This window comes from Enterobacter sp. UPMP2052 (assembly GCF_053709675.1).
In genome coordinates this window covers 47,133-71,145 of the sequence record NZ_JBSKJR010000014.1, presented here as the reverse complement: position 1 = coordinate 71,145, position 24,013 = coordinate 47,133, and the positions used below count along the sequence as shown (strand labels likewise).

The window sequence follows — 24,013 nt, the reverse complement described above, 5'->3', positions numbered from 1 at the left end:
AACAACAGGTGGCCGTATGAAACTGGAAACATCACTTAAACATTTCAGCCCTCAGGGAATGCACATCAGCGACGACGTGAAAGGAACCTCTCCGGAGCGTATCACCGGAACCGATGTTATGGCGGCAATTGGTACCACCAGCAGCCGCGCGCGGTTTGGTCTGGCTGCCTTCTTTGGTAAGACCGGGATCAGCAAAAGCGATGAGCAACTGGCTGTGAAGGCTCTGGCGCGTCATGCAATGGAATCAGCACCCCGGAATGTACGTAAAGCAGCTGCAGGAGAGTTTGGTTGGTGCATGCTGGTGCTCGCACAATGCGCCTTTGCAGAATACTCCCGTTCAGCAGAAACCAGCGTAAGGTGTCACAGCTGCAGCGGCAGCGGATTAACCTCTCAGTATGAGGATGTGATCAAACATCCTGGATTATTCAACTCTGACGGAATGGAAATCGTACCGCCGAAAATCAAGCACGAACTGGTCAAGCGTAAATGCGCGGCATGTAACGGTAAAGGTGAGCTGTTGGCCCGATGCCGTTGCAGCGGCAAAGGTGAGGTGCTCGACCGCAAAGCCACAAGCGAGCTCGGTGCGCTGGTGTTTAAAACCTGCGAGCGCTGCAGCGGAAACGGATTTTCTGAGGTGCCGTCTACTGCAGCCTATAAAGCAATACTGAAGCGAGTCCCGGATCTGCACTCTAGAACATGGACCCGTAACTGGAAACCGTTTCTGGAGGTGCTTGTCGCTGTCTGCCACAGAGAAGAACAAAAAGCAGACTTGGCGTTTCAGGACGCAACGAGTTTTAGTGACGATGTGAACAAAATTTAGCATATTAACGACTTCAGGCTTGATTTTGTCCGAACTTGTCGTATACGATTCAAATCGTGGGTTATATCGCCTGCGCAAAATAAAACCCGCCTTAGTGCGGGTTTTTTATTACTAAAGCAAATTCATTCTCATAGACGCGTAAGTATGATTTGGATCAAGATCTATACAGAACTACTCAAGGAATATTAAGGAACTGTAAATATTGTTTTGAGTGGTGAATGTATGGCATTAAGGGATTTGTTTGTTCGAACTCTACCTTGCAGACGGCGTTACGGTGTTGCACTATTTGTTGGTCTTATTTCAGGAGTGGTCTCAGCTTTTGTAAAGTGGGGTGCTGAAGTTCCACTTCCTCCGCGTAGCCCTTTTGATATGTTCACCAGCGCGTGTGGACCTGAGGCTTTGATTCGTGCTGCTGGGAAAATTGACTGCTCCAGAAATTTTCTCAACCCACCATATTTGTTCCTTCGTGATTGGCTTGGAATGGCAGATCCTAACGCGGCTATTTACGCTTTTGCAGGACATGTTTTTAACTGGGTTGGTTTAACACACATCATATTCTCAATAATATTTGCTGTGGGATATTGTGTTGCGGCTGAAGTGTTTCCCAAAATCAAGCTATGGCAGGGGCTTTTAGCTGGAGCGCTCGCCCAACTATTCGTTCATATGATTTCATTCCCGCTCATGGGCTTAACACCGCCTCTTTTCGCACTTCCCTGGTATGAAAATGTTTCTGAAATTGTTGGGCATCTTGTTTGGTTTTGGTCAATTGAAATCATTCGCAGAGACTTACGGAACAGGATCACACATGAATCAGATCCAGAGGTTAGTGGAGAAATGGTTAACAGATAGAGATTTAAATAAGACCTCATAAAGTCTTCATTTGAATGTGGGGGGTACACAAATTTGGTCCCCCCTCATTCTAATTTTCTGAATCCAATTTTTGTGCGACTTGCAATAGAAGCTTTTTATTATCTTTTCAAGCTATATCTTACACATTTTGTCAAATTTAGTTAGCTTTTGATATATTTTAAGTAAAGTGATTAGAGCCCGTACAACTGTTGCTTAAACGCATAATTTTGGTTTTTATCATTAGCTCAGCTAGCATCTGTTTAGCTAAAAAAGGGGATGCTATGAAAAAACCATGATTGCCGCCTCAGTTATACTGGTTGCTGGTTGTACCAGTTCACAGAAGCAAGAAAAGCCGGTCGGTATGGCAAATCCAGCTTCCGTTCACTGCATCAAACAGGGCGGGAGACTGGATATCGTTAAAGAATCTGGCGGTGAAGTGGGTTATTGCACATTATCATCAGGCGAGCGTATTGATGAATGGACTTTGTTCCGCTGTGACAACTCGAAATAATTGAGCTACAAATTTCTCGGAATGCGGTGATGGATCACTCCCGTGTGACTGAGAAACGCTATAGCTCTAGATGGGCGCTACTTTTTGCAAAATTGCTGTGTGAAAATACTGATTATTGGGTTACGCGCTCATCCAAAAGCACCTTGTCTAAATCCGATTAACCTCAGGCGGTTTGTTGGATGAGGTGCCTTTCAAGCATTTGGCCTCGCTTCGGCGAGGTTTTTCTTTTTCTCGACTGGATATCGATTGATTGAATTTAGTCAAATTAATTCGTATTGCAGTGTGTGGGATAGATGTAAATAGACCCGTTTTAGTTCCATGCATTTTTTGAGACCCCGCCCAAATAATGGTGCTGTCGATATTCCTCAGGTGTCATATTGTTCAGTGATTCATGAGGGCGTTCACAGTTATATTCTGACAACCATCTTTCCGTGATTGCCCGCACTTCATTCAGCGTTCTGAACAGATAAAAATCGAGTATTTCTGTAAGGTATGTTCGGTTAAAGCGCTCAATAAAAGCGTTCTGCATCGGCTTACCCGGCTGGATAAACTCCAGTTTTACTGCATGTTGCTCTGCCCATTCAGCCAGTGCAAGTGAGATAAATTCCGGACCATTATCCATGCGTAGCATGACAGGATAGCCGCGGTTTGCCGCGATCCTGTCAAGCACACGGACCACGCGCAGAGCTGGCAGATTCAGATCGATTTCAATCGACAACGCCTCACGGTTATAATCATCAACGACATTGAACGTGCGAAAACGACGCCCACAGACCAGGGCATCATGCATAAAATCGACTGACCAGCTCTGGTTCAGCGCTTCCGGTGTGGTCAGTGGCGAGGGATTACGCACTGGCAAACACTGTTTGCCCTTACGGCGAAAATTCAGTTTCAGCAGACAATAAATACGATGGATCCTTTTGTGATTACACGGGTATCCCTGCCGCCGCAAAACCTGAAAAAGTTTTGGAAAACAGTATTGTGGGTATCGCTCGACCACTGTCTGCAACGCGACAATAACGGGTTCGTCACGCGTGGTATCCGGACGATAATGTCAAACCGTTCTGCTCAGGTTCAGACTCCGGCAAGCCTGACGGATACTGAGTCCAAATGTCGTTATCAGATGAGTGACCAGCTCACGCTTAAAGGCTGGTTTTAAAACTTTTTTCGATAACGTCTTTCAGTGCCCGGTTCTCAAGGCTCAGGTCGGCAAACATCTGTTTGATACGCCGGTTCTCGTCCTCAAGATCCTTGATCTTTTTAATATCAGAAGCCTCCATGCCGCCGTATCTGGACTTCCAGTTGTAGTAGGTGGCTTCAGATATACCGACCTCCCGGCAGACATCTTTAACGGTTCGTCCGGCTTCAACCGACTTAATCACAGCGATGATGTGATGCTCCGTAAAACGGGCTTTACGCATAGCGATCTCCTTCGTTGGAAGATTGATTATGCCGAATAATCTCTAAATATGAATGGCACGATTATGCGGGATACTTACAGCAGAGATAGCTGCATGACCCATGATCAGCAACTCCTTGCTGGTCTTTTTTCTTATGCATTTTTGGAACTGCTGCTACACTTATACTGCCAAGTGATTTTCTTTGTCTGTCGGTTTATCTAAACCGATATCGAACTGCCCCGACACAGTTCAGACCATGGATAATCATATTCTTGCTCCTTTACTTACTCACTTTTTCAACTCATTTGCCTGCTTCTCCAAAAGCGGGCTTTTTTTATTCTCCTCAATTTATCTGAGAGGATACCTAGCAATAAGAGGGGCTCAATGTCCGATCCATTAACCGGCACTGGCGCAGTTCTCGGCGGCGGACTCCTGGGTTATGCAGTTTATGGGGTCTTACTCATACCGATTTCGGCGTAGATTTCGGCGCTTTCGGTGGCGCGGTATTCTACGTAGCAACAGCTACAAACCTGACGCGTGGCCGTCTTGCAGCATACTTTCTGACGTCAAGGAGTGCTTGAGGCTGGCTTTATTGGTTCATGGCTTAACGCAGCCACGCGGTATGAAAAACCTCTGGATGCACTTGGTACAGTGATATTGTCTGCTTTGTGTATCAAATCCTAATTTTTCTTAATAACCAGGATCTAAAAAGCTTATTAGGCATTTTCTTAAAGTTACATGGAGGGGGAGAAATGGTAATTGAGACTACTGCACTGGCAAATGCCATAATTTCCGGCGTGACCGTATTCACACTGATGTTTTACCAGCGAAGAGGGGCAAAACATCGTCCGATGATATCGCTTATTGCTTATTTCATGGTACTGGTAGACGCCAGCGACCCCACCCGTTATCTGTTCGGCGTGTACCGCGAATCACACTGGTTTGTAGTGCTGGTGAACGTTCTGATTTGCGCTGCCGTTCTTTGGGCTCGTGGAAATATGGCGCGACTGGATGATGCACTGAGGCAATAATGGACCAAACACAATTTCAGAATGCGGCCGGTATTAGCGCCGGGTTAGCTGTGCGATGGTTTTCGCATATCGATGCAGCCATGAATGAATTTGGCATTACCGCACCGCTCGATCAAGCTATGTTCATCGCACAGATGGGGCATCAGTCTGGTGGATTCAGCCGGTTGGTGGAAAACCTGAACTATGCGGCTGAAAACCTCGTTGCTAATTTTGGACGGCACCGTATCACCCCACAGCAGGCCGCAGTACTTGGCAGAACGGCAACGCAACCGGCGAATCAAAAAGCGATAGCCAATCTGGTGTACGGCGGAGAGTGGGGAAAAGAACATCTGGGTAACAAGGTTGCAGGGGATGGCTAGAAATATCGCGGCCTGAAGCAAATCACCGGGCTTAGCAATTACCGCAACTGTGCCACGCGCTGAAGCTGGACCTTGTAGCCCAGCCTGAATTACTGGAACAGGATGAGTATGCAGCTCGTTCAGCAGCATGGTTTTATGTCTCTCACGGCTGTCTGCTTCATTCCGGAGACGTGGAGCGGGTCACGCTGCTTATCAATGGCGGCTGTAACGGGCTTGATAAACGCCGCGCTATTTAACCCGGCGAAATCTGTACTGGTGTGAGGTCACTATGGGGTTTGAAACTTTAATTGGTATTGCTGCAGCAGTCATTGCCGCCATCGCTGACGCTTTCGGCCTTGGCCATATTCGCGGCACAAGCGAAGCAGAAGTAAAAGCAGACCAGCAGCGTACCGAAGAAACCTCCGCGACAATACTAGCCACAGCAGAACGTCGGATTAAAGTAATGAAAGAGGCTAACAATGTTCAGCAGACTGTTAACCATACGCCTGGCAACGATGTTGACCACGAGTTGCGGGACAACCGGACTCGCAAGGGTTTAGGTAGTAGATACTGCATGTAATTGGGTTAAACCCATATACGGGACGGTTCATGACTGGGATGTGCTTGATAAACAGACAAAGCGCGACATACTGTCGCATAACAAAGCTTGGCAGGCGAACTGCTTGGATAAATGCTTTTAACAATAGTATTAAGCAGATCCTTCTAAATTATGCGCCAAATAATCCAATTAAGTAACAAATCTTGGAAGGTTATTATAGTAATTAAGAAAATTCCTGAGAGGTCTGATTTTATTTTCTATTAAGCATTAGGGCATTACCTCTATCGTCATTGATTTGATTATACACTTTGATGAATAAGCCATAAATTAAAATGTGCATATACACGCTGGAACTATCACGTATGGATGGTGGGGGGTATTGATTTATGGCTTTATTATATCTACAAATATTATTTTGATTGTGAAAGTTATTTGTGACGTGCTGGAAGTATCAGTGGCACAACTCACTTGCTGGTGGGCATAAGGTGAATGCAGCCCAAAAAAAAGCCCCGGACACGGGGCAATTGTAATGGAATCTTATTATTAAAATTATGTGCTTCTTGCTCTGAGGCATAGGGATAATATCGATTCATTCGAATAATGCAAGCACAATGCGAATTAGTTTGTAACGAGATAAATCATTGTCACTGATAGTTCATATCCCCAGGAGAGGGTAAAATGGCCCTTATCCTCTACAAGGTATAAAAGGTTTCGCATTCGTACGAAGATTTTCTCTATGTGTATCAACGAGATTATCACGGCAAGTATATCTAAGAATTTTACGCAATATTGCCTTAAACATAAATTCGTATGTTAGTGATGAAGTAATAAAAAGTATTTGTTGGTATTTTCTTTAAACAAAACATGAAAATTTATTGCATTCTGTAAGGGGTGTTACTGTACAAGATGCTGACGCTATCCGAATCAAAATCGATGAAATAACTGTTTTATAAACTCTGTCATTTATTCAAGGAATAATTCTGTCGGGATTTATGATGCTCGATTTGATTATTTCATGAATAATGAGCTATGACCGCTTGGATACGGTCTTCTTTTAATTAATGTCTTAAATGTAAGCTAGAGGTAAATATGAGTATTGTAAATTTTAATGTAAAAGCAATTTCTGCAACAGATACTAAAAGCTGGCCCGAATCGCCGGAACGAACTTTACAGAATACCGGGCGTGAAGCTTATGCATCAGATGAATTACAAAAAGCTTTGCAAAGCAAGCCGTCGAAAGTGAAAAAATTGAGTGAATGTAGCGAAATTTTAAACAAATGCTCCCCTTTCACTCTGGGAGCGGCAACATTATATCGAACAGATCCTGTACCACAACTAATGGTTCAGGCGAGTGACGAACAAACTTATATCACGGATGATACCTTTCCGCCTTCAAGGTGGTATGGCAGTAGCGTTGTATCACATAAACGCGTCGGGGATGCTATCAAAAATCCTAAGCTCTTTGTGCAGGGTCCGGATATGATTGACATGTCGCAGCAAGGTCTGGGTGATTGCGGGTTTGTATGTTCAATTGGCTCGGTTGCTGTTCATCCAAATGGACATAATCTGTTGTTTTCTTCCATCTATCCATGTGCGTACAACCCAATCGGTGTTTACTCTGTACGTATTGTGAATGGTAAAGAAATAGGTTATTTGCTTGTTGATGACCTCATTCCTCAGGCTGGATATTCATCGATGATCGACAAAGAAGAGTTTTGGTATTTTATTATCGAAAAAGCTTTCGCTAAACTCAAAAGTGGTTATGGAAAACTGGGCGGTGGCAATGAAAAATATCTGGGTATAGAATCTACAGGAAATACAAGTATTTCAAAAGGTAATCTTGATACTGTCTGGATGTCAAAGTTCAATGACATTTTTAGAATCGGTCACCGTGTGACTTATCAGGGGACAGGTAGTAAACCTCATTACCTGGTAGGTGGCCATGCTTACGCAATTATTGATGCGCAAGAGTGGAACGGTATTCGTCTTGTAAGGCTACATAATCCGTGGAATTGGGCAAATTATAAAGGGCCGTATGCACCAGGAAGCACGGACTGGAATAACATCCCTGATAGCGTTCAGCAATCAGTATTCGAAATAGAACGTTTCGATGGTCGTACATTCTGGATGCCCTATGAACTTTATGCAGCAGATCTCCCCAAAATTAGTGATATGTACCTGTCGGAACAATTGCCCGAAGTCTTGAAGTCAATTGCTAATACGAACTCCATCCAAAATTAATCGTGGAAAGTACTTTGTACTTGAGGGTACGATTTAAGAAAAAAAAGTGATACGGCAACCAAACACTCTGTCAGCATAAAGCTGGCAGGGTGTTTTATATTGTTCTATAAATCAGGATACTGCGCAAGACGCAGCTATTAATGGTCCGATTCCTGCCCTACACAATTACAGGATTGAGGTTGCTCCGCTATAGCAAATCTTGCAAAGGATCAAACGTGCCAGGTATTCAGACTGGTTATCTTCCATATGTATTCAGTCTGAACTCATTTATGAGTTATAAACCTCATCAGGCAAACGTTAATAAATCTTGATTGTAAAAGACACTCCTGGCGATTCTGAACACCGGGGGGGCGTGGACACGCGGAAAACGGCTAGTTTTTTGCTTTTTATGGGCTTCATCATCATCCGTTTAACCTCTTGATATTTCAGTCCTGAGCATTTGCAGGATGTCGAAATGACTATTTTTTGTTCACCATCATGGATAACGAACTGAAAAATTTCCGGCTGAATATCACTCAGCTGGCAGCCATTACCGATCTGCACCGGCAGACGGTCACAGGCAGGCTTGCAAATGTGCAACCCGCACCCGGCAGCAATCCAAAACTTAAGCTTTATGCCATTACCGATATTTTGCGGGAGCTGCTGACAAGCACCACTCCGTCCGAGTTGGTGGACGTCGACAAAATGCTTCCCCCCGACCGTAAGGCCTGGTTCCAGTCGGAGCGTGAACGCCTCAAGTTTCAGCAGGAAACAGGGGAGTTGATCCCGGCATCGGAAGTCACCCGAGAGTTTTCCTCCATGGCGAAAGCGATGGTTCAGGTGCTGGAAACATTACCCGATATTCTTGAACGCGATTGCGCGATGACCCCTGCAGCAGTTGTCAGGGTGCAGCAGGTTATTGACGATCTGCGCGATCAGATCGCCCTCAAAGTTGAGCTGGCCGACTCACCGGAACAGGAGGATATGCCAGAAGAGGAGTAATTCATGCAACAGGCCACGGCAGCGGAAGTCAGGCGTAACGCTTCCGCCATTCTAAAAGCTCCTCGCCCTATGCCTGTGGCTGAGGCAGTACAGAAATTTATGCGCGTCCCGATGGGAGCTGGTAACTCGGCCCCTTGGGACCCTGCCGTCGCCCCGTATGTGATTGAGCCGATGAACTGCCTGGCGATGCGTGAATACGATGCGGTGGTGTTTGTGGGTCCGGCGCGAACGGGTAAAACGATTGGCCTGGTTGATGGCTGGGTGGTCTACAACATCGTCTGCGATCCGTCGGATATGCTGGTCGTCCAGATGACGGAAGAGAAAGCCCGGGAGCACTCGATAAAGCGTCTGGCGCGGACCTTCCGCGTCAGTCCGGAAGTGGCAAAACGCCTGAGCCCGTTGCGGAACGACAACAACGTGCACGATCGGACGTTTCTGGCCGGTAACTATCTCAAGATTGGCTGGCCTTCCATCAACATCATGTCCTCGTCAGATTTTAAATGCGTGGCGCTGACGGATTATGACCGTTTCCCTGAGGATATTGACGGCGAGGGCGATGGTTTTACCCTGGCGTCCAAACGTACCACCACCTTTATGTCCGCCGGCATGACCCTGGTGGAGTGTTCGCCAGGCCGGGACATTCGCGACAGTAAATGGCGTTGCAAGTCTCCCCATGAAGCGCCCTCCACGACTGGCGCGCTTTCACTGTACAGCCGTGGGGATCGCCGCCGGTGGTACTGGCCGAGCCCGCACTGTGGTGAATATTTTCAGCCAGCTATGGAGGCGATCACCGGCTATCCCTAATGGGCAGGATGCGCAGACGGTGCTGGAGAATGCCATAAGCACGCTGACGAGCTATACCCAGCTTTCCCATCGCATCAACGCCATCGTCCCGCTCTCTGCAATATACGCTTCCCTGCAGCAGCCTGGTGTATCAAGGGTCAAATTGATCAGCCCGACGGCCGATCTGGAAGCCGCCGCCGGGCAGGCCCCCTGGTGCAGCGCGATAAACGTTACGCGTAAAGGAGGCACCAGTGGATAAATTTCGGTCCTTCCTTCCCCCGTCAGCCATTCAACCGGAGCGGGCGAGGAACAGGCAAGCACAGAGCTAATTGCGGGGCTGGATACTGACATGGTCCGGAAGGTGAAAAATCCTGACACCTGTCCAGCCCATCTGCTGCCCTGGCTTGCCTGTAAGTTTGCAGTGGATTCCTGGGAGGAGGCATGGACGGAGGATGAACCACACAAAGACCCCTATACGTTCCGCGTGAAGGTCTACAGCCTGCAGGCCATTGATGAGGTGATGTATCAGCGCATACGCCGTCAGGTGGATAAAGCCAAAAACCTTCGCAGCCTGCTGACCACAATAGATGTGATCGCCGACATGGGCGCGAAGGAAAATTATTATATCGGCGGTGCTGTTACCGCCTGGATTGACGTTGTTATTGAGGCAGGAGTGTAGCTATGGCTGCGAAGTATTACAGCATTCTGACCAACAGGGGCAGGGAGCTGGAGGCGCAGTCCTCTGCGACCGGGAAGCCCGTTATCATTAAAGATTTTGTGGTGGGTGACGGGAACGGCCAGGCCGTAAAACCGGAATCTGCGCAGACGAAACTGGCACGCCATTTCTGCACAGCAAGTTTCCCCAGATCAGTTGAATCAGTTCATCGCTCAGCTGATATTGCCGGTTACTGTTGGCGGATTTGTTGTGCGGGAAGACGGCCTGCTGACCGATACGGGGGAGCTTTATTTCGTTGCGAACAGTGCCGCCATTGAAAAGCCGGATTAAGGCCAGGGAAACAAAAAAATCATTCATAAACGGAGAAAACGATACCCGGAGGATGTATTTCTCTTTCAGAGCCACTCAAACTGCCGCAAATCATCCCCATACCCGGTTACGCTGATTGCAATTAACAAAGCACTAAAGAGGGTGGCCGGTGGTGTGACGAAAAAGGCAGTTAGCAGAAATAGTGCTTTTACCCTAACTCTAACAGAATGAAGTCCCGCAACCGATCTGTGTAAAAGATCAGAATGCGGTAACAATTATTTTTTTCCTGAAGCCGAAAATAAAGCAACGGTGCCGGTCACTCTTACTTCAGCGGTTTCAAAATGATCGGAAAGTATTTCTCTTAACGATGCCTCAGAGTCTTTTTTATTGGAGAAAATTCCTTTGCTATTGTAAGTATTCATCAGCATCTTTCCGAAACTATTGTGATTTACGCCATTACCAAGAATAGTTGCACCATAAAGTACACCACCGTCAGTCAACGCCATTTTGGCATTTCCTATAGCTATAGCCTTATTGGCCATAGTCCCCGGCAGGCAGTGAAGAAGATAAAACATTGCGATGGAGTCGAATTGATTGTTCAGGTGAACCGGATAAGGATCGAATACATCGTGGTTAATTTTTTGAAGTATTTGAGACTCTCTGGCTCTGGCTGAAGCAGCGTTCAGACTTGCTGTGTTGAGATCCATCAACGATATCTTGCAGTCAGAAGGAGCATAAGTCAGGTAATATCCACTACCAACACCGATATCGAGATGCTTGTGACCTAGATGTTTTAAAAAGTGTGGTAGCAGAAACTGTCCTGTAGGGCATTTCCATGCAAACTGATTAGAAATATTTAGCACCCACCAGTCATAAAGCTTTAATGTTAAAGGTGTGTAAACTTTGGTCCCATTGTCCGTCTGATTGTTCATTGGTTTCTCCTTGTTAAAATTCATGCGTTAAATTAAATCAATTATCCATAATCATTACAAGGTTAAGTGCCGCAGCCCTTCATATGCAAGACTGTTCTGCGACAGGTTTTTCAATGTTAATGTCGGTGGATGAAACATGATAATGGTTAAGTATGTACATATTAAAAGGTTTTGTGTAAGGATGGTTACTGTTGGACGCGAATGTGAGGGTATTCTTGGAAAAGCTAACATTGACATGAAAGGAAACTGCTGAACTACTTGGTATCTCTACGGCTACCCTACCCAAAACAGCGAAAGCAGGAATTAAAGATGACGTTATTTAAATCGATTATTGCAGCTCTGCCACTGGTGGCTGGCGCAGTCAGCGCTCAGGCAACCCTGAATACCATGGGTATTACGACTTCTGTTAAGAATGGTGGAGGAAGTTTGACGTCTTACAACCGGGTCAGCGCTACGACTTACGGCAGCAGCGGGAGCAGTACGAAAACAATCGGCAACACGACCTATGTCAGGGATAACCGTGGCAATACCACGTCATACAACAAGGTCGATAGCACGATCGTTGGAAGCGACGGGAGCACCATGAAAAAGGTCGGCAGTACGACCTATGTCAGGGATCGCTACGGCAATACCACGACATATAACAAGGTCGGTAGCACGATTGTTGGAAGCGACGGGAGTACTATGAAAAAGGTCGGCAATACAACCTACATTAACGACGGTCACGGCAATATAACCAAATGTAACGTGGTTGGCTCAACAACACACTGCAACTAAGCTGAGCGTCTGCCGGGCATACCACTGTTGCCAGTAAAAAAGGGGTTCTATGAATTATCCTCTGGCCGCGGGGGTTGAACTGTTCGCTTATGTAAGCCATACCCAAAAAGATCACAAACGAAGCAAGTTGCAATCGAGGCGGCATAGTATCCGCAGCTTCGCAGGCAGAGGATGGCATGGAGCCGTTGTTCAGCATGAACCCGTCGCCTCATCCTGGATTGTATGAAAGTCATCGCCGCGTCCAGGCAAGAAAAAGGGATCGCCTGCCGTAATTTAAGCGTTACTGCCGGAACGCTTAAAAGGCAGAACAGGCCATACCAGCACGTCCTTAAGCCCCTGGCAAAAACAGACGAGGACATGCGCTGTTTCGTGATTATCCGGTTACGATAAAAACCGATCAGGATCGGAATTAACCTGCCGGGCACTGGAACAATGGGCCTTTTAGCATGGAATGTAACTACGTCTTATCCAGCCGGGATAGCCGACTCAGAACGGATTTATTGAAAGTTTTAACGGACGATTCAGTGATGAATGCCTGAACGAGTACTGGTTCAGCGCGATTATTCATGCCAGGAAAACGATCAATGACTGGCGGCAGGATTATAATGAGTGTCGTCCCCATTCATCGCTGAACTGCTGACCGGGCAGATCAGACAGTTCTGGCTTGAGTCTGGCTGCGTCTATGGTTATCGCAAGATCCATCTCGATCTGCGTGATACCGGACATCAGTGCGGAGTGAACCGGGTCTGGCGGCTGATGAAGCGTGCCGGAATAAAAGCTCAGGTTTTGAACCGCAGCCCACGTGCACGTAAAGGAGAAGCCAGCATCGTGACACCCAACAGGCTCCAGCGGCAGTTCAATCCGGACTCACCGGATGAACGTTGGATGATGGACATCACCTATATCCGAACCCACGAAGGCTGGCTGTATCTGGCCGTGGCGGTTGACCTGTTCTCCCGAAAAGTTATCGGCTGGTCAATGCAACCTAGCATGACAAAAGAGATTGTCCCGAAAGCATTACTTATGGCGGTATGGAGGCGTAATCATCAAAAGCAGGTACTGGTTTACTCTGATCAGGGCAGTCGGTACACGGGCCATGAGTGGCAGTTGTTTCTGAAATCACACGGTCTGAAGGGCAGCATGAGTCGTCGCGGTAACTGTCATGACAACGCGGTTGCGGAAAGCTTTTTCCAGCAACTGAAACGCGAATGGATTAAGAAAAATTATCAATTACTTGAGAATTCATTTTTTTATGCGAATGAAAATGATAACTAAATGCTGCTGTTAATGAGGATTTCTGCCCGGCAGATACCTGCCTTCCTAAACGATGAATGTACACCTCCCACATTTACACGCATATTTCATTGATGCTGTAGAGCCTGTAGCGTTATCATCAAGCCAGTGCTAACTGGATATACTGCCTAGGCTCTAGTTGAAGTTGCATCTGACATAGATTATTCTGTGAAATGAGTGGGGATGTATTTTATAACAGGGGAGTATTATGAAAACTATAATTTTAACTTGTCTTTTACTACTATCAGATCTTGGATATGCTGATATCGGTCAGCAAATTAAACAAAAAAGTGATGAGGTTAGCTATGGTATTGTAGCCAGTGTGGCTCAAAAAGAGCATCAGACCTCAAAAAGAATTAAGTTACAATTGGAAATCGATATGCTGAGGAACCAAATAGCCACAGCCAAGAATGATGATAAAATAGTCCTAGAAAACAAACTTAAGCATTTAGAAAAATTAAAATCTCAGTTATAAATATACTCTACCTACAGTACTCTGATTTTGTAAGAAGATTGTACTAGTTTTGTCAAAGCTTTTAATCTTTGAGGCAGTCAGCAATCTCACGAGTTCGATATGCTTTTCTTTTTTTACATGTTTTTTTCTCGCATCCTAAGTGAGCGACTTACCAAAGGCCTAACGTTAGCCCTTGTACGAAGGATTTTCTTTGGGATGAAGGTGTATAACAAATTATCCTTTTAATCATTTAGATTAATCTACTTCATGGCTTCAAATTTTTTCATCGCAGATGCCAGTTGTGATGTGGGTACAGCCTGTTCGCCAGCGGCTACTGCGGTGAAACTGAATTCCTGATACTTCTTAAGCCACAGGAAAACTCACTGGTAGGACACCATGCTAGCGGGCAACCAACAACATCGTCATAACATGCTTAATGCTCTTCTGAACAATGGCGATTTTTATCTGGATGCTGCGATGTCTGCGCTTCTCTGGACCCAAAGTTAATTTAAGTAATACCAACGACTGGAGGTTAAGAGCAAATATACTGACTACACAAAATTTAAATTTTCATTAAGTGCGGAGCATGTGCAGATCTTCTGATATATGTTACTACAGCACATGCATGCCATGTTAAGATATATTGCGTATGGGGATATGTGGCTTACATAATGTTTTCGCTTTAGCTCTAAAGGTTCCGGAAATTATCAGGGAAAACTAATTGCCCGGACAGTGATTCAGATATGATATGCAGGAATGAACACTTTCATAATATTTAAAATAACAAGGTGACGAACTCAATATTTATCTTTCATACTTATTCAGCGGATGCTGTTGCAGATGATATTGATAAGCAATATTGAGCAGGACATCGCTGGCGTTCTTGTAGTCTGTAGAACTGCATGACAAAGTCATGAAGTATGATCCAAGAATAAGGGAGACAGAATGATGGAATCATTACCCTACCAGCCTTTATAATAGCAATTTTTTGTACAGCTATGGTTTCCTGCAGGACAAAAAGTGCCTGTATAAATGCTGGATAGTGGTTTGTAAAAAAGATGTTTATAATTCACATTATAGCCCTGAATATTACTATAATCTGGCCTTTGATATCCTAAGCAAGGATAAAGACCAAACCAGTATCCATCTGGCATCAATTTTGTCCAGTAAGAATCAATAGCATAGCGTTGTTCACATGTATGGTCCAGTAAATCTATCGCTTCAGAAATATTAGCTATAAGTTTTGGTCTATACGTTTCATTGATAATATATGCACAGGCACAAAATGCATGATTTATTTTTAAAAAAAGACTCCTGCATTTTAAGGGATTAACATTAAAATAATTAGCAGATAACATAGCAACATCCCATCTATTACCTTTCAACATTTTGAGGAATTCATTAGCTCTGGATATGCTTTCAATATCCACATTAAATTCCATATCATCCTCAAGAATAATTATATTCCCCATCCCTTTGCTTTCGGCATGCTTCAAAATTGAAAAATGAGAGAGTGTGCACCCTATATAACCAATTTTATGTTCTATTGCATCAAATCTTGAGATTTTATCATCTGGAATACCAAGTGATTTGAGTTGGGAAAGTATGTTCCAATTACGATCTTCCCTGGATTTTAAATTTATGTAAAAGACTTTCTCGATATTAGATAAGTCGAGTGTTATGTTATTCATTTTAACTACCTTTGAATTTGTAAGAATGTAAGGTGTAATACGTTATAAAAATTAGCTAACCATTGAAAGCAGGAAAGTCTTGGTGCGGTGATGAAAAACAGTAGTGGAATTACATCTTCATGTGCATCGCTACTATAAACTCTAACCATGGTTAAAATGATCCATAGCGTTTGATATCGTCTATAGACCTTTTAAAGTATTCACGTCGATCTATTTCTATGTTCTCTATATTACTAAGTCCAGGCTTCTGGTATCCGACACAAGGATAAACACCGTACCAGTTTCCCTCTTTCATTAAAGTGAGCCAGTGAGTATCGAGACCAACTTTGTTACGAGGTTCACCCTGTTCCAGTCTGTAAATTGCTTGTGCGTAATTATGCATTAATTTTTTATAATAAGACTTATTCACTAAGTAGCTATTTGCGAGAAATGCGAATTCTACTTTATAAAAATATCTTTTCACTTTTTTGATAATATAGTAGCTGGCGGATAAAAAACCGACATCCCAGTTAGTTTGGACTAACTCATTAAGAAAGATATTTGTTCTTATTATCGATGCGGAATCTTTTTCGAAAACCATGTCATCCTCTAAAATCAGGACGTTATTCCAACCATTTATTTGTGCCATGATCAAAACATTGAGATGAGATTTCGCACAACCTAATGCGCCGTTTTTTTCTTTAATTGCGTTGAAACGCAGTATTTTTTCGCTAGGTGCATTCATTTTTTGCAATTCGGCCATGATGCTAGCCAGTCTATCTGGTCTTTGCTCTAAATTGATAAAAACAATTTTGTCAATCAAACTCCAGTTAATTTCATTCATGACTTATAATACCATTATTTTTTAAAGCTATATACTATCATAATGTTAGTCTGGTACATGCTATCATTGCCAGTTTTAAGACTTGCGTCCGGGATGTAATCCTATATAGGTTTAACTGAATGCTGTATCACGGAGATCACTATTATCATACCCTACCTACTGTAACCCTTAATAACTACTAGCTCTGCGCACGGTCTTGTATCGTGCTTTCACCCACTCCTTGCTGCGGTAGGGGGTGTTATCTTCTATACCTTACTAACCCCTATATGGGCCGGAAAGAAATGCCCATGTGATATTCAGAGTGGGGCATTGGGAACTGTCACGTGATGGTGAATAGGACAAATGAATCCAGACTATTGTCGGTTCAGGCGTAGCGTAGCATAATCGAAGAAGCCAAAAAAACGGGCCGGTGCTACCGGCTAGTTAATGCCGCACTTTTGTCAGGTATGCTCAAGAATTGCTAAACAGGTATAAGACAGATCAACTGGCATGGTTCGCACTTGTCGCACTGCTGTTAGCGCGCAAGGAAGGTCTGATTGGCTCTGATTCGCAGTAAACTCTTTTTTTCCTTTGCCAGTCAGATTGATGGTTTCCCAGCTAAGCTGGGGACAAATGCGACAGCAGTTGCAACCGATAATTCTCGACCTTTCTAGGCTAGGTGTCAGATCAGGTTGCAACTAATAAATATTATTCAACAAGCGTGTTAGTGGTGGCGAAGCGAATCTTTACAAACCTGTTCAATATGTATGGTTAAAACATGATCTCTTCCGTGGGCAGATCGCGCTGATAGGTGTAACGGATAAGCAGCGCTGTTTTTTCCGCTTATTACCAAGAAAGGATGTATTTCTGTTTACGGCATCGTGCAGGGTTTCATCATCATCGGGCTCAACGTTACGCGTCAACATACGTTGGGCAAAAAACTTCAGGTGGGCAACAAACCATTGATAGCTTAAAGAACTTGTTCCATATGCCAGCCGTAACTGATATTTCGCTAACTGTAGAATCTCCTGCACCATTTGGGTAATATGTATAACTTCGGTAATTTACTGTTCAGTTGTCCGGTCACCAGGTGCAGTGCAATAAATCCCGATAAATGTTCCGGTAACTCGATGCCAAATCGCTGGGCAATTATCGCCCGAGCCTCGTTGCTCAGTTCAGACTGGCATGGGTAAAGAGGTTGCGTTTCCCATAGTAGGGCGTTCTTAAGCACCAAGCCTTTCTTTTGCCGTTTGTTAGCGTAGTGGCAGTGATCGGTAATGGTGATATAAAGGCTCTCTGTAGTTTTCCAAATCGACTACGTGCGAGGTCAATATTACGGTCGCAGGTTGTAATCACTTCTCACGGAATTTAGCTCAGGTATTCGCCCAGGCGTCGAGTCAATTCATCATTTTGTAAGGCAAAAACCTTTTCGATACGCGATGAGTCGAGTGTTTCACCTACGCATTTCTGAAAGGCTAAACCGCCCCCCATGACGATCTGTTCTCGTTGCTGCGCATCAAGAATAACCACGATATTATTATTCAACATTTTTGCAGTGATCTTCGGACCCCAAAAATGAAAATACTAATCCATGATAATCGCTTGAAATCAGTTTTTGTTAGCTAAATATTTAACAATACGCGACGCAATCTATCACCGAATGATTCTCTTTAAAAACCTAAGGGCAAAAACCGTGAGCTTGATCCGCCGTGTACCTCTTAAGTATCAGAATAACCTGAAACGATATTCCATAATGACTTCTGCCGACAGCGTATGGGTGCGGGTATAGCGGCCATTCGTAAGCACCGGCGTTTTACCGCTTGCTTTATATGACCAGCCTGGCCCGAACATCGCCCAAAATGTAAAGTTCCTGAAGTACGCATCGGTAGGTGCCCAGCGGGTAAATGCACTGATCTCCCCGCTACGTACATCATTGCCTTTATAATCAAACTGCGCGATGTTCCCGACCAGACCGACGCCCAGATCGGGCGTTAAGCGATATTCGGTCATATTGGCAAACATAAGTTCACCATCGCGCAAATAATCGTCACCGGCATAAGCCATCGAGATAAAAGTGCCGCGCGACTTTTTACTCATATGACGAGGATAAAATCCCACTTCATTGGCTTTCTGCGCGTCGGTATAGCCGATCCCCGTTTTACTGCTCCAGCGCTCGCCTTTCCAGGTTGCATCCATCGCGAAGTGCCAGGCGTTATTGTCGAAATCACGTTTGTTTGCAGGCATCGCGCGGTACTCTTCCTGCGCATGCGTGGCGTAAATTTGTGTGCCGATTGTCCAGTCAGATGTCGGACGAAGTTGCGTGAACAGGATGTGACGCTGTAAATAGTTTTTGCTTTCGCCCCAGGCATACTGGGCATCGAACCCGTCACTTTTCCAGAGAATTTCGCCGCTTGTCAGATAGCCAATATCTTTACCCGTGTTGGTCTGAAACTGCTTTTTATCCGGCGAATTTCGGTCCATGGAATTTTCCACCCAGGCACCGCGCAGGGTGAGGTGCCCATAGCTTACGCCTCCGCTAATGCCTGAGTAGGTTGTTGGGGAGAGGCGCGTTGATGTCGAAATGACGCCATAGTTTTTCAGCATCTGCCATCCCCAGCGGGCATTGAGCTGCAAATCCTCAAGAGCATATTTCAGCTTAATGTTTCGTTGGCCGAACTTTGAATACCCTTCGGCATTTTTTTTATTGTTCCCCGTTCCGTTGTTATACAGTACACCACGGGAGTTAAAATAATCACTGGCACCCAATTTGAAGGCGCTATAATAAGTGACGTCAAAACCAATGATATCGGCAAAATATCCGGATTGATAATCCGCTGCAAAGCCTTGCCCCCACGCGTTATGCACATGCTTGGGATTGGCGTTTTCTTCTTTTAGGTATTTCCAGTAGTTCTTTGCTGAGAGCGTGAGCTGTGAGTCTGTGAAAAATGCATCACTTAAGAAAGCGTTCTCGCTTGCCCAAACTGGCGAAGAAAGCCCGCACGTTATCAATGTGAGAGTAATATACTTAAGCATCATCCGTTCCTGAAAATGGGCCGTCGCAGAAATTTAGACCGAGGAGATACTGCGGACGACCAAAATAAAAGAGACTGAAGCGTTTATTTATTGCTGAGCGCCTTTTTACCTGCCTCGACATACTTCATGGTACCAATTTCAGGTACCCTATATTTGCCATCTTTATAGGTTATTTTGACCACCGCGGCGTTGGTGAGCGGTAGATTTTTGGCCGGGTTATCGGTCAGATCGGAGATCATAATCTGCATTGATGTACCGGATGAGATGGCCAAAATATTCTTGTCACCTTCTTTTTTCGCCGTTTCAACAATGGTGTTCAGCGCTGCCTGGGTGCGGGTTTTCACCTGTTCATAGTTTTCAGCCAGATGCTGCGGGTCCGCTTTCGCCAGCGCATTCTGGTTGTCTTTTACCGGCAGCGAACCTGATTTCATCGCGGTAAAAAGCGCTTTAGCATCGGCCAGCCCTAATGCATGCGCGCCGGCATTGGCCATATCTTTGTTATAGCCACCTTCAAAACTACCAAAAAAGGCTTCGCGTAAACCTTCCAGTTCGGTGAGATGATAATCCTTTACACCAGCCTGCTGAAGAATAACCGCCATCGTTTCGCGCTGACGCCCGGCGTCGCTGGAATAAAAACGATCGAATTTAATATCTTTTAATCCTTCGCCCAAATAACGAGCGACATCTTTACCTTCTGGGGTGAGTGGTGAATCAGCCCATCCCTGAACGCGATCTAACGTATTAAGCAGTGTTTTACCATGACGGGCAAAATAAATACTGATCGCCTCATCCTTGCTGTTTTTATAATTGTTCTGCGCCATGATCGCGGGGCTAGCGGTAGCGCTAACCAGCATTAACACACTGAGTAGCCATTTTTTCATCGTTACGTAGTCCTTTTTTTAGCCAAAAAAAAACCTACGTGCTCTTCTCGCTCCCAATATAGGAGGAGAGATGAAAACGTAGGTTTTGCCTGTTGAAACAGTAACAATCCAGTTGCTGAAGACATTACCACTAATATTTTTTCCGGGCATCTGATTTATAACGGTGATGTATATAAATGTGATCTTCCTCATACCCGTAATATCTCTTTGCTTAATCTCTAAGAACACGCGAGTGCAGGATTAATTAGGTGGGGAAGGGTGATCGCTATCACAAAAAATCCTTTCACCATCTGGACGTAATCGCCGACACGACGTATTTTCGTTAGCAACTCGGGATTGTTACTGATTCAGGCAAAACCTAAGGCACTTTCTGCACACGTTGCAGCAGGGGGCCTTAGGTTTTTTTTTGCATTGTATTTATCCCTCAGGGATAACAGGAGCTACGATGAAGATAACGTTTATTGCCGCCGCGCTGATCTCCGCGATAAGTTTTACGGTTTCTGCCGATCCGCTAAAAATTCTGATTGTGAATGATGATGGCTGTGTATCTCCCGGCAGTATCCAGCTTCAGGAAAAACTTGCTCAAAAAGGTTATGATGTCTGGATGGTTGCACCAGCGACCAATCAAAGCGGTATCGGCTCTGCGATTACGTTCAAAACCGGTAAGGTTTTTGATGTTAAAAAAGTTGCCGATAAACGTTACTGCTTCCCGGGTACGCCAGCGGACTCCGTCGATTTTGGTTTGCAGGGGCTGTTGAAAGATAATCCTCCTGATCTGGTTATTTCTGGCGTTAATGATGGCCCGAATACCGGGATGGCGCAGGTGAATTCCGGTACCGTGAGCGCCGCTGCACGTGCTATTCGCTATGGTTTTCCGGCGATTGCTGCCAGCATTGGGTACGTCTACACTGAAGATGAAATGAAAAATAAATGGCCAAGTACGCATAAATACTGGGCTGATGCGATTGATCACGTCGTTGAGGTGGTGGGGAAACTTAACGACAAACCGGCATCCGACAGCGCTTTATTGCCTAAAGGCTCCGGGTTAAGTATTAATTATCCGCCGCTGCCAAAAGCACAAATTAAAGGAATACACTTCATTGAAAACGAAATGTTCCCTACGCCGCAGATTGGCTACGACATTTTGCCTGACGGAACGGCAAAGCAGACGATTAACCCGGCATCTTTAAACAATGTTCAGGATGACACCGATTCGGGTTGGTTAAATAAAGGCTATATCACGTATACGCTGATTGATGGCGCGTGGAATGCCCCGCAGTATCAGGCGCAGTATGAAAAGGCGTTAACAAAATAGTTTTATCTCGTGTCGGAAGACACATAAAGGATGGTTACTGCTTAGGCAGGCAAAACCTGATACATCAGTGGATGTCGCTTCGCTGATGATCAGGTTTTTTTATTTTAGTACGGATGACATCGATGAAAATGAAATATGAAGATCTGGCATAGAATATTCTTCGTCACGTAGGCGGGCGCAAGAACGTGAGCAGCCTTGTACATTGCGCCACCCGTCTACGCTTCAAGCTGAAGGATGATGGCAAAGCGTATGCCGAAACACTGAAATAGAATCCTGACGTCATCATGGTGGTGGAAAGCGGGGGACACTTTTAGGTCGTCGTTTGTAATCAAGTCCATGATGTCTGGCAGCGATTCCTGCAATCAACCGCTCGCGACTGTTAGCAGTACTCTGATTGCAGGTTGTTCCTCATCCCCTAATCTTCGCAATTCAGACTAAACGAAAGGTTGATATGTGCAGGATTACTACCCAGGCCATTCATGACATACAGCTCTGGGGCTATTACCCATACCCGCCCGGTCAGTTCTGCGTATGTCACTGCTTCTGTAACAAGACCAGGAGCATCGCACTGAGCCCCCCATACTTTGTCTACATGGTCATGGCAAATATCCACATCGAAAAGCCGAGAAAACATAACGACAGCTGGTTCTCTCATAAGAGCCCCCTTTTTAGCGTTGGGATAATCTTACCCTTTTTGAAATCAGCCTACGGGGAGTGCAGGACTCATTTTTCGCAGTGGCACACTACAGACTCAGGCCACCGCAGTTGCTATATAGGGTTTATAAAAATAGATGTCGCGTCTTCGCTGACGTGATGGTAATGGCGGGCTTGCCCATAAGTTATGGCGAATGTGCATCTCAAAAAAAGATGCCAGCCTTGTATTAAGCATGTGTTTTCGTATCTTTTAACCGAACAATGTTTACAACTGGGGCTGCCTAACCCCTTTGAACAGACTACAGCTAGCGTTAATCTCAAGTTGAATGAATCAGCGGGTGAGGGGGCTGCAACTACTATGTTAACCAGTAATGCCTGGCGGTATAGTGTTGCTGTTCGATTTCGGGAGAAGGGATACGTTGATGGACGATTTTCTGAAAGATTTTGGCAAAGTGGTAGAGGGCAGTTCGGGGGCTTTATCGTTTGGACTGATACAGTGCCTGGTCATGGCGGGGGCCGTCACCAGTCTGTCACAACAAACAGGCGTTATGTTAGCGGCAGCCCTGGTTGCTACGGTAGGCTTCTTCTTGTGCATTTTTAGCGTGGCCAGAGTCATTAAAGACGTCGCGTCAACCAACAAGGTGAGACGTTTACAACTTTCCATTTTGTTATATCCGGCCGCTATTGGTGCCTTGCTGTCAGCGAAGGTAAGCCTTATCTCACTGCTGGGTAAGTGATTTAAGGAGAACGCCTTTTACTGGAAGTTGCTTGCCAAAAAGTAGCCACTCCATATCGCTCTGGGCTGAAATGCGAAGCCGGTCTGCTGTCAGGACAACTGGATGATCCGTCAAGGGAGAACTGAGAAATGGTGCTCAAAATGACCGTTCTGATCGAAAACCATCTTTCCCCGCGTGCCACTGCAGGGATGCAGCCCCGCGCAGGCCTCTCTATCCTTCTGGACGATGGAGAGAGCAGGATTCTGTTTGATTCCGGCCCGGATGAAACCTTTGTTCACAACGCCGGACTGATTAACGAGCCGCTGACAGATCTGGACGCGGTTGTATTATCGCACGGGCATTATGATCACAGCGGCGGGATAATGTGTCTTGGCCCGGGGACTCGTATCATCTGCCACCCCGGCGTATTACGGGAAAGGTATGCCGGAATCAGGCTTTCCGGAAAAATAGTTCCGCTTAAGAAACTTTCGGTCGCCGAACGCTTTTATGGGCTGGAGGTGGAGTTCAGTAAAACTCCGCGGATCGTGGCAGGGCGTTTTATCTGGACTGGTGAAATCCCGGCAGAAAACCCGCAGGCCTGTGGTTTTATCGATCATAAGAGTGTAACGCCTGATTATGTTTCTGACGAAGGCGCACTTATCTGGCGATCATCGCGCGGGCTGGTCATTTTCACCGGATGCGGCCACCGTGGACTGGAAAACACCGTTCGCCACTGCATGAACATTACGGGGGAAATGCGCATATATGCCCTTGTCGGTGGGTTTCATCTGCGGGCTGCGTCCCCAATGAAGCTGATAAGGCTGAAAGCATTCTTGCGTGAGATCGCTCCTGAGCAGATTCTGGGCTGTCACTGCACCGGAAGATGGGGGAAACTGTGGCTTAGAAATATGCATCCTGTCGCCTGCGGAGATACCGTTTTTTTTGAAGAGTAAGTATGTGCTCCAGG

Annotated in this window: 21 protein-coding genes and 8 pseudogenes; 21 read left to right on the top strand and 8 right to left on the bottom strand. The window is 45.5% G+C overall.

Translation table 11 applies throughout. The annotated features are described in order from the left end of the window. Positions 1-16: 16 nt before the first annotated feature. The 3 genes from ACWKX3_RS21815 (at position 17) to ACWKX3_RS21805 (ending at position 2,180) form a co-directional block, all read left to right on the top strand. Positions 17-820: an antitermination protein Q gene (locus ACWKX3_RS21815; RefSeq protein WP_454542463.1), complete on the top strand. Its 804-nt coding sequence runs from the start codon at positions 17-19 to the stop codon at positions 818-820. Between the two features lie 222 nt (positions 821-1,042). After that, positions 1,043-1,669 (top strand): YagU family protein, encoded by a 627-nt coding sequence (locus ACWKX3_RS21810; protein ID WP_454542462.1) that lies wholly within the window; start codon positions 1,043-1,045, stop codon positions 1,667-1,669. A gap of 292 nt (positions 1,670-1,961) precedes the next feature. Beyond that, positions 1,962-2,180 (top strand): putative hemolysin, encoded by a 219-nt coding sequence (locus tag ACWKX3_RS21805; RefSeq protein WP_454542461.1) that lies wholly within the window; start codon positions 1,962-1,964, stop codon positions 2,178-2,180. Positions 2,181-2,490: 310 nt separating this feature from the next. Here ACWKX3_RS21805 and ACWKX3_RS21800 read toward each other — a convergent pair. Beyond that, a pseudogene (locus ACWKX3_RS21800) lies at positions 2,491-3,601 on the bottom strand (IS3 family transposase). A 363-nt stretch (positions 3,602-3,964) separates the two neighbouring features. Between ACWKX3_RS21800 and ACWKX3_RS21795 the strand changes: the two are divergent. The 10 genes and pseudogenes from ACWKX3_RS21795 to ACWKX3_RS21750 all read left to right on the top strand — a co-directional run. Continuing rightward, positions 3,965-4,329 (top strand): annotated as a pseudogene (locus tag ACWKX3_RS21795) (putative holin); the annotation flags it as partial. 3 nt (positions 4,330-4,332) lie between these two features. Next, positions 4,333-4,611 carry a phage holin family protein gene (locus ACWKX3_RS21790; RefSeq protein ID WP_454542481.1) on the top strand — a complete coding sequence of 93 codons (279 nt, stop codon included), beginning with the start codon at positions 4,333-4,335 and terminating at the stop codon, positions 4,609-4,611. Then, positions 4,611-5,231 (top strand): annotated as a pseudogene (locus ACWKX3_RS21785) (glycoside hydrolase family 19 protein). The gene ACWKX3_RS21790 and the pseudogene ACWKX3_RS21785 overlap by 1 nt, the downstream one beginning before the upstream one ends. 7 nt (positions 5,232-5,238) lie before the next feature. Beyond that, positions 5,239-5,529, top strand: a complete 291-nt coding sequence (locus ACWKX3_RS21780; protein ID WP_454542460.1) for a hypothetical protein — start codon at positions 5,239-5,241, stop codon at positions 5,527-5,529. Positions 5,530-6,597: 1,068 nt separating this feature from the next. Then, positions 6,598-7,749 (top strand): C2 family cysteine protease, encoded by a 1,152-nt coding sequence (locus ACWKX3_RS21775; RefSeq protein ID WP_454542459.1) that lies wholly within the window; start codon positions 6,598-6,600, stop codon positions 7,747-7,749. A 477-nt stretch (positions 7,750-8,226) separates the two neighbouring features. Then, on the top strand, positions 8,227-8,730 hold the full coding sequence (locus tag ACWKX3_RS21770; protein ID WP_454542480.1) for a DUF1441 family protein: 504 nt from the start codon (positions 8,227-8,229) through the stop codon (positions 8,728-8,730). A 3-nt stretch (positions 8,731-8,733) separates the two neighbouring features. Then, positions 8,734-9,528, top strand: a pseudogene (locus ACWKX3_RS21765) (phage terminase large subunit family protein); the annotation flags it as partial. A gap of 25 nt (positions 9,529-9,553) precedes the next feature. After that, the gene (locus tag ACWKX3_RS21760) at positions 9,554-9,772 is read left to right on the top strand and encodes a hypothetical protein (RefSeq protein ID WP_454542458.1); all 219 of its coding nucleotides are present in this window, start codon (positions 9,554-9,556) and stop codon (positions 9,770-9,772) included. Between the two features lie 90 nt (positions 9,773-9,862). After that, a complete protein-coding gene (locus ACWKX3_RS21755) occupies positions 9,863-10,192 on the top strand; it encodes a phage tail protein I (protein WP_454542457.1) in 330 nt (109 codons plus the stop codon). 2 nt (positions 10,193-10,194) lie between these two features. Then, positions 10,195-10,506, top strand: a complete 312-nt coding sequence (locus tag ACWKX3_RS21750; RefSeq protein WP_454542456.1) for a phage tail-collar fiber domain-containing protein — start codon at positions 10,195-10,197, stop codon at positions 10,504-10,506. A 267-nt stretch (positions 10,507-10,773) separates the two neighbouring features. On the opposite strand, the gene ACWKX3_RS21745 is transcribed toward ACWKX3_RS21750, so the two are convergent. Beyond that, positions 10,774-11,430 (bottom strand): class I SAM-dependent methyltransferase, encoded by a 657-nt coding sequence (locus tag ACWKX3_RS21745; RefSeq protein ID WP_454542455.1) that lies wholly within the window; start codon positions 11,428-11,430, stop codon positions 10,774-10,776. A gap of 309 nt (positions 11,431-11,739) precedes the next feature. Between ACWKX3_RS21745 and ACWKX3_RS21740 the strand changes: the two genes are divergently transcribed. From ACWKX3_RS21740 to ACWKX3_RS21725, 4 genes and pseudogenes are all read left to right on the top strand, one after another. Then, positions 11,740-12,207 carry a hypothetical protein gene (locus tag ACWKX3_RS21740; protein WP_454542454.1) on the top strand — a complete coding sequence of 156 codons (468 nt, stop codon included), beginning with the start codon at positions 11,740-11,742 and terminating at the stop codon, positions 12,205-12,207. A gap of 359 nt (positions 12,208-12,566) precedes the next feature. Further along, positions 12,567-12,841: pseudogene (locus tag ACWKX3_RS21735) on the top strand (integrase core domain-containing protein); the annotation flags it as partial. Continuing rightward, positions 12,838-13,428, top strand: a pseudogene (locus ACWKX3_RS21730) (IS3 family transposase); the annotation flags it as partial. The pseudogenes ACWKX3_RS21735 and ACWKX3_RS21730, both read left to right, overlap by 4 nt. Positions 13,429-13,708: 280 nt before the next feature. Continuing rightward, positions 13,709-13,975 (top strand): hypothetical protein, encoded by a 267-nt coding sequence (locus tag ACWKX3_RS21725; protein ID WP_454542453.1) that lies wholly within the window; start codon positions 13,709-13,711, stop codon positions 13,973-13,975. A gap of 941 nt (positions 13,976-14,916) precedes the next feature. On the opposite strand, the gene ACWKX3_RS21720 is transcribed toward ACWKX3_RS21725, so the two are convergent. The 5 genes and pseudogenes from ACWKX3_RS21720 to ACWKX3_RS21700 all read right to left on the bottom strand — a co-directional run bounded on the left by ACWKX3_RS21720 (position 14,917) and on the right by ACWKX3_RS21700 (position 20,301). Then, positions 14,917-15,645, bottom strand: coding sequence for a glycosyltransferase family 25 protein (locus ACWKX3_RS21720; protein WP_454542452.1), 729 nt, complete (start codon positions 15,643-15,645; stop codon positions 14,917-14,919). 151 nt (positions 15,646-15,796) lie between these two features. Next, a complete protein-coding gene (locus ACWKX3_RS21715) occupies positions 15,797-16,468 on the bottom strand; it encodes a glycosyl hydrolase family 25 (protein WP_454542451.1) in 672 nt (223 codons plus the stop codon). Between the two features lie 703 nt (positions 16,469-17,171). Then, a pseudogene (locus tag ACWKX3_RS21710) lies at positions 17,172-17,995 on the bottom strand (PRD domain-containing protein). Positions 17,996-18,172: 177 nt separating this feature from the next. Further along, entirely contained in the window at positions 18,173-19,480 is a 1,308-nt protein-coding gene (locus ACWKX3_RS21705) for an OprD family outer membrane porin (protein ID WP_454542450.1), read from the bottom strand. A gap of 83 nt (positions 19,481-19,563) precedes the next feature. Further along, positions 19,564-20,301, bottom strand: a complete 738-nt coding sequence (locus ACWKX3_RS21700) for a histidine phosphatase family protein (protein WP_454542479.1) — start codon at positions 20,299-20,301, stop codon at positions 19,564-19,566. Positions 20,302-20,806: 505 nt separating this feature from the next. Between ACWKX3_RS21700 and surE the strand changes: the two genes are divergently transcribed. Continuing rightward, on the top strand, positions 20,807-21,676 hold the full coding sequence (surE, locus tag ACWKX3_RS21695; protein ID WP_454542478.1) for a 5'/3'-nucleotidase SurE: 870 nt from the start codon (positions 20,807-20,809) through the stop codon (positions 21,674-21,676). Positions 21,677-21,831: 155 nt separating this feature from the next. Beyond that, positions 21,832-21,987: pseudogene (locus ACWKX3_RS21690) on the top strand (PTS transporter subunit EIIB); the annotation flags it as partial. 104 nt (positions 21,988-22,091) lie between these two features. On the opposite strand, the gene ACWKX3_RS21685 reads toward ACWKX3_RS21690, so the two are convergent. Next, positions 22,092-22,310 carry a DUF1902 domain-containing protein gene (locus tag ACWKX3_RS21685; RefSeq protein WP_454542477.1) on the bottom strand — a complete coding sequence of 73 codons (219 nt, stop codon included), beginning with the start codon at positions 22,308-22,310 and terminating at the stop codon, positions 22,092-22,094. Positions 22,311-22,752: 442 nt separating this feature from the next. Here ACWKX3_RS21685 and ACWKX3_RS21680 point away from each other — a divergent pair, with 442 nt between their 5' ends. Together ACWKX3_RS21680 and ACWKX3_RS21675 are read left to right on the top strand one after the other, a co-directional pair. After that, on the top strand, positions 22,753-23,067 hold the full coding sequence (locus tag ACWKX3_RS21680; protein ID WP_454542449.1) for a hypothetical protein: 315 nt from the start codon (positions 22,753-22,755) through the stop codon (positions 23,065-23,067). A gap of 128 nt (positions 23,068-23,195) precedes the next feature. After that, a complete protein-coding gene (locus tag ACWKX3_RS21675) occupies positions 23,196-23,999 on the top strand; it encodes an MBL fold metallo-hydrolase (RefSeq protein WP_454542448.1) in 804 nt (267 codons plus the stop codon). Positions 24,000-24,013 lie beyond the last annotated feature (14 nt).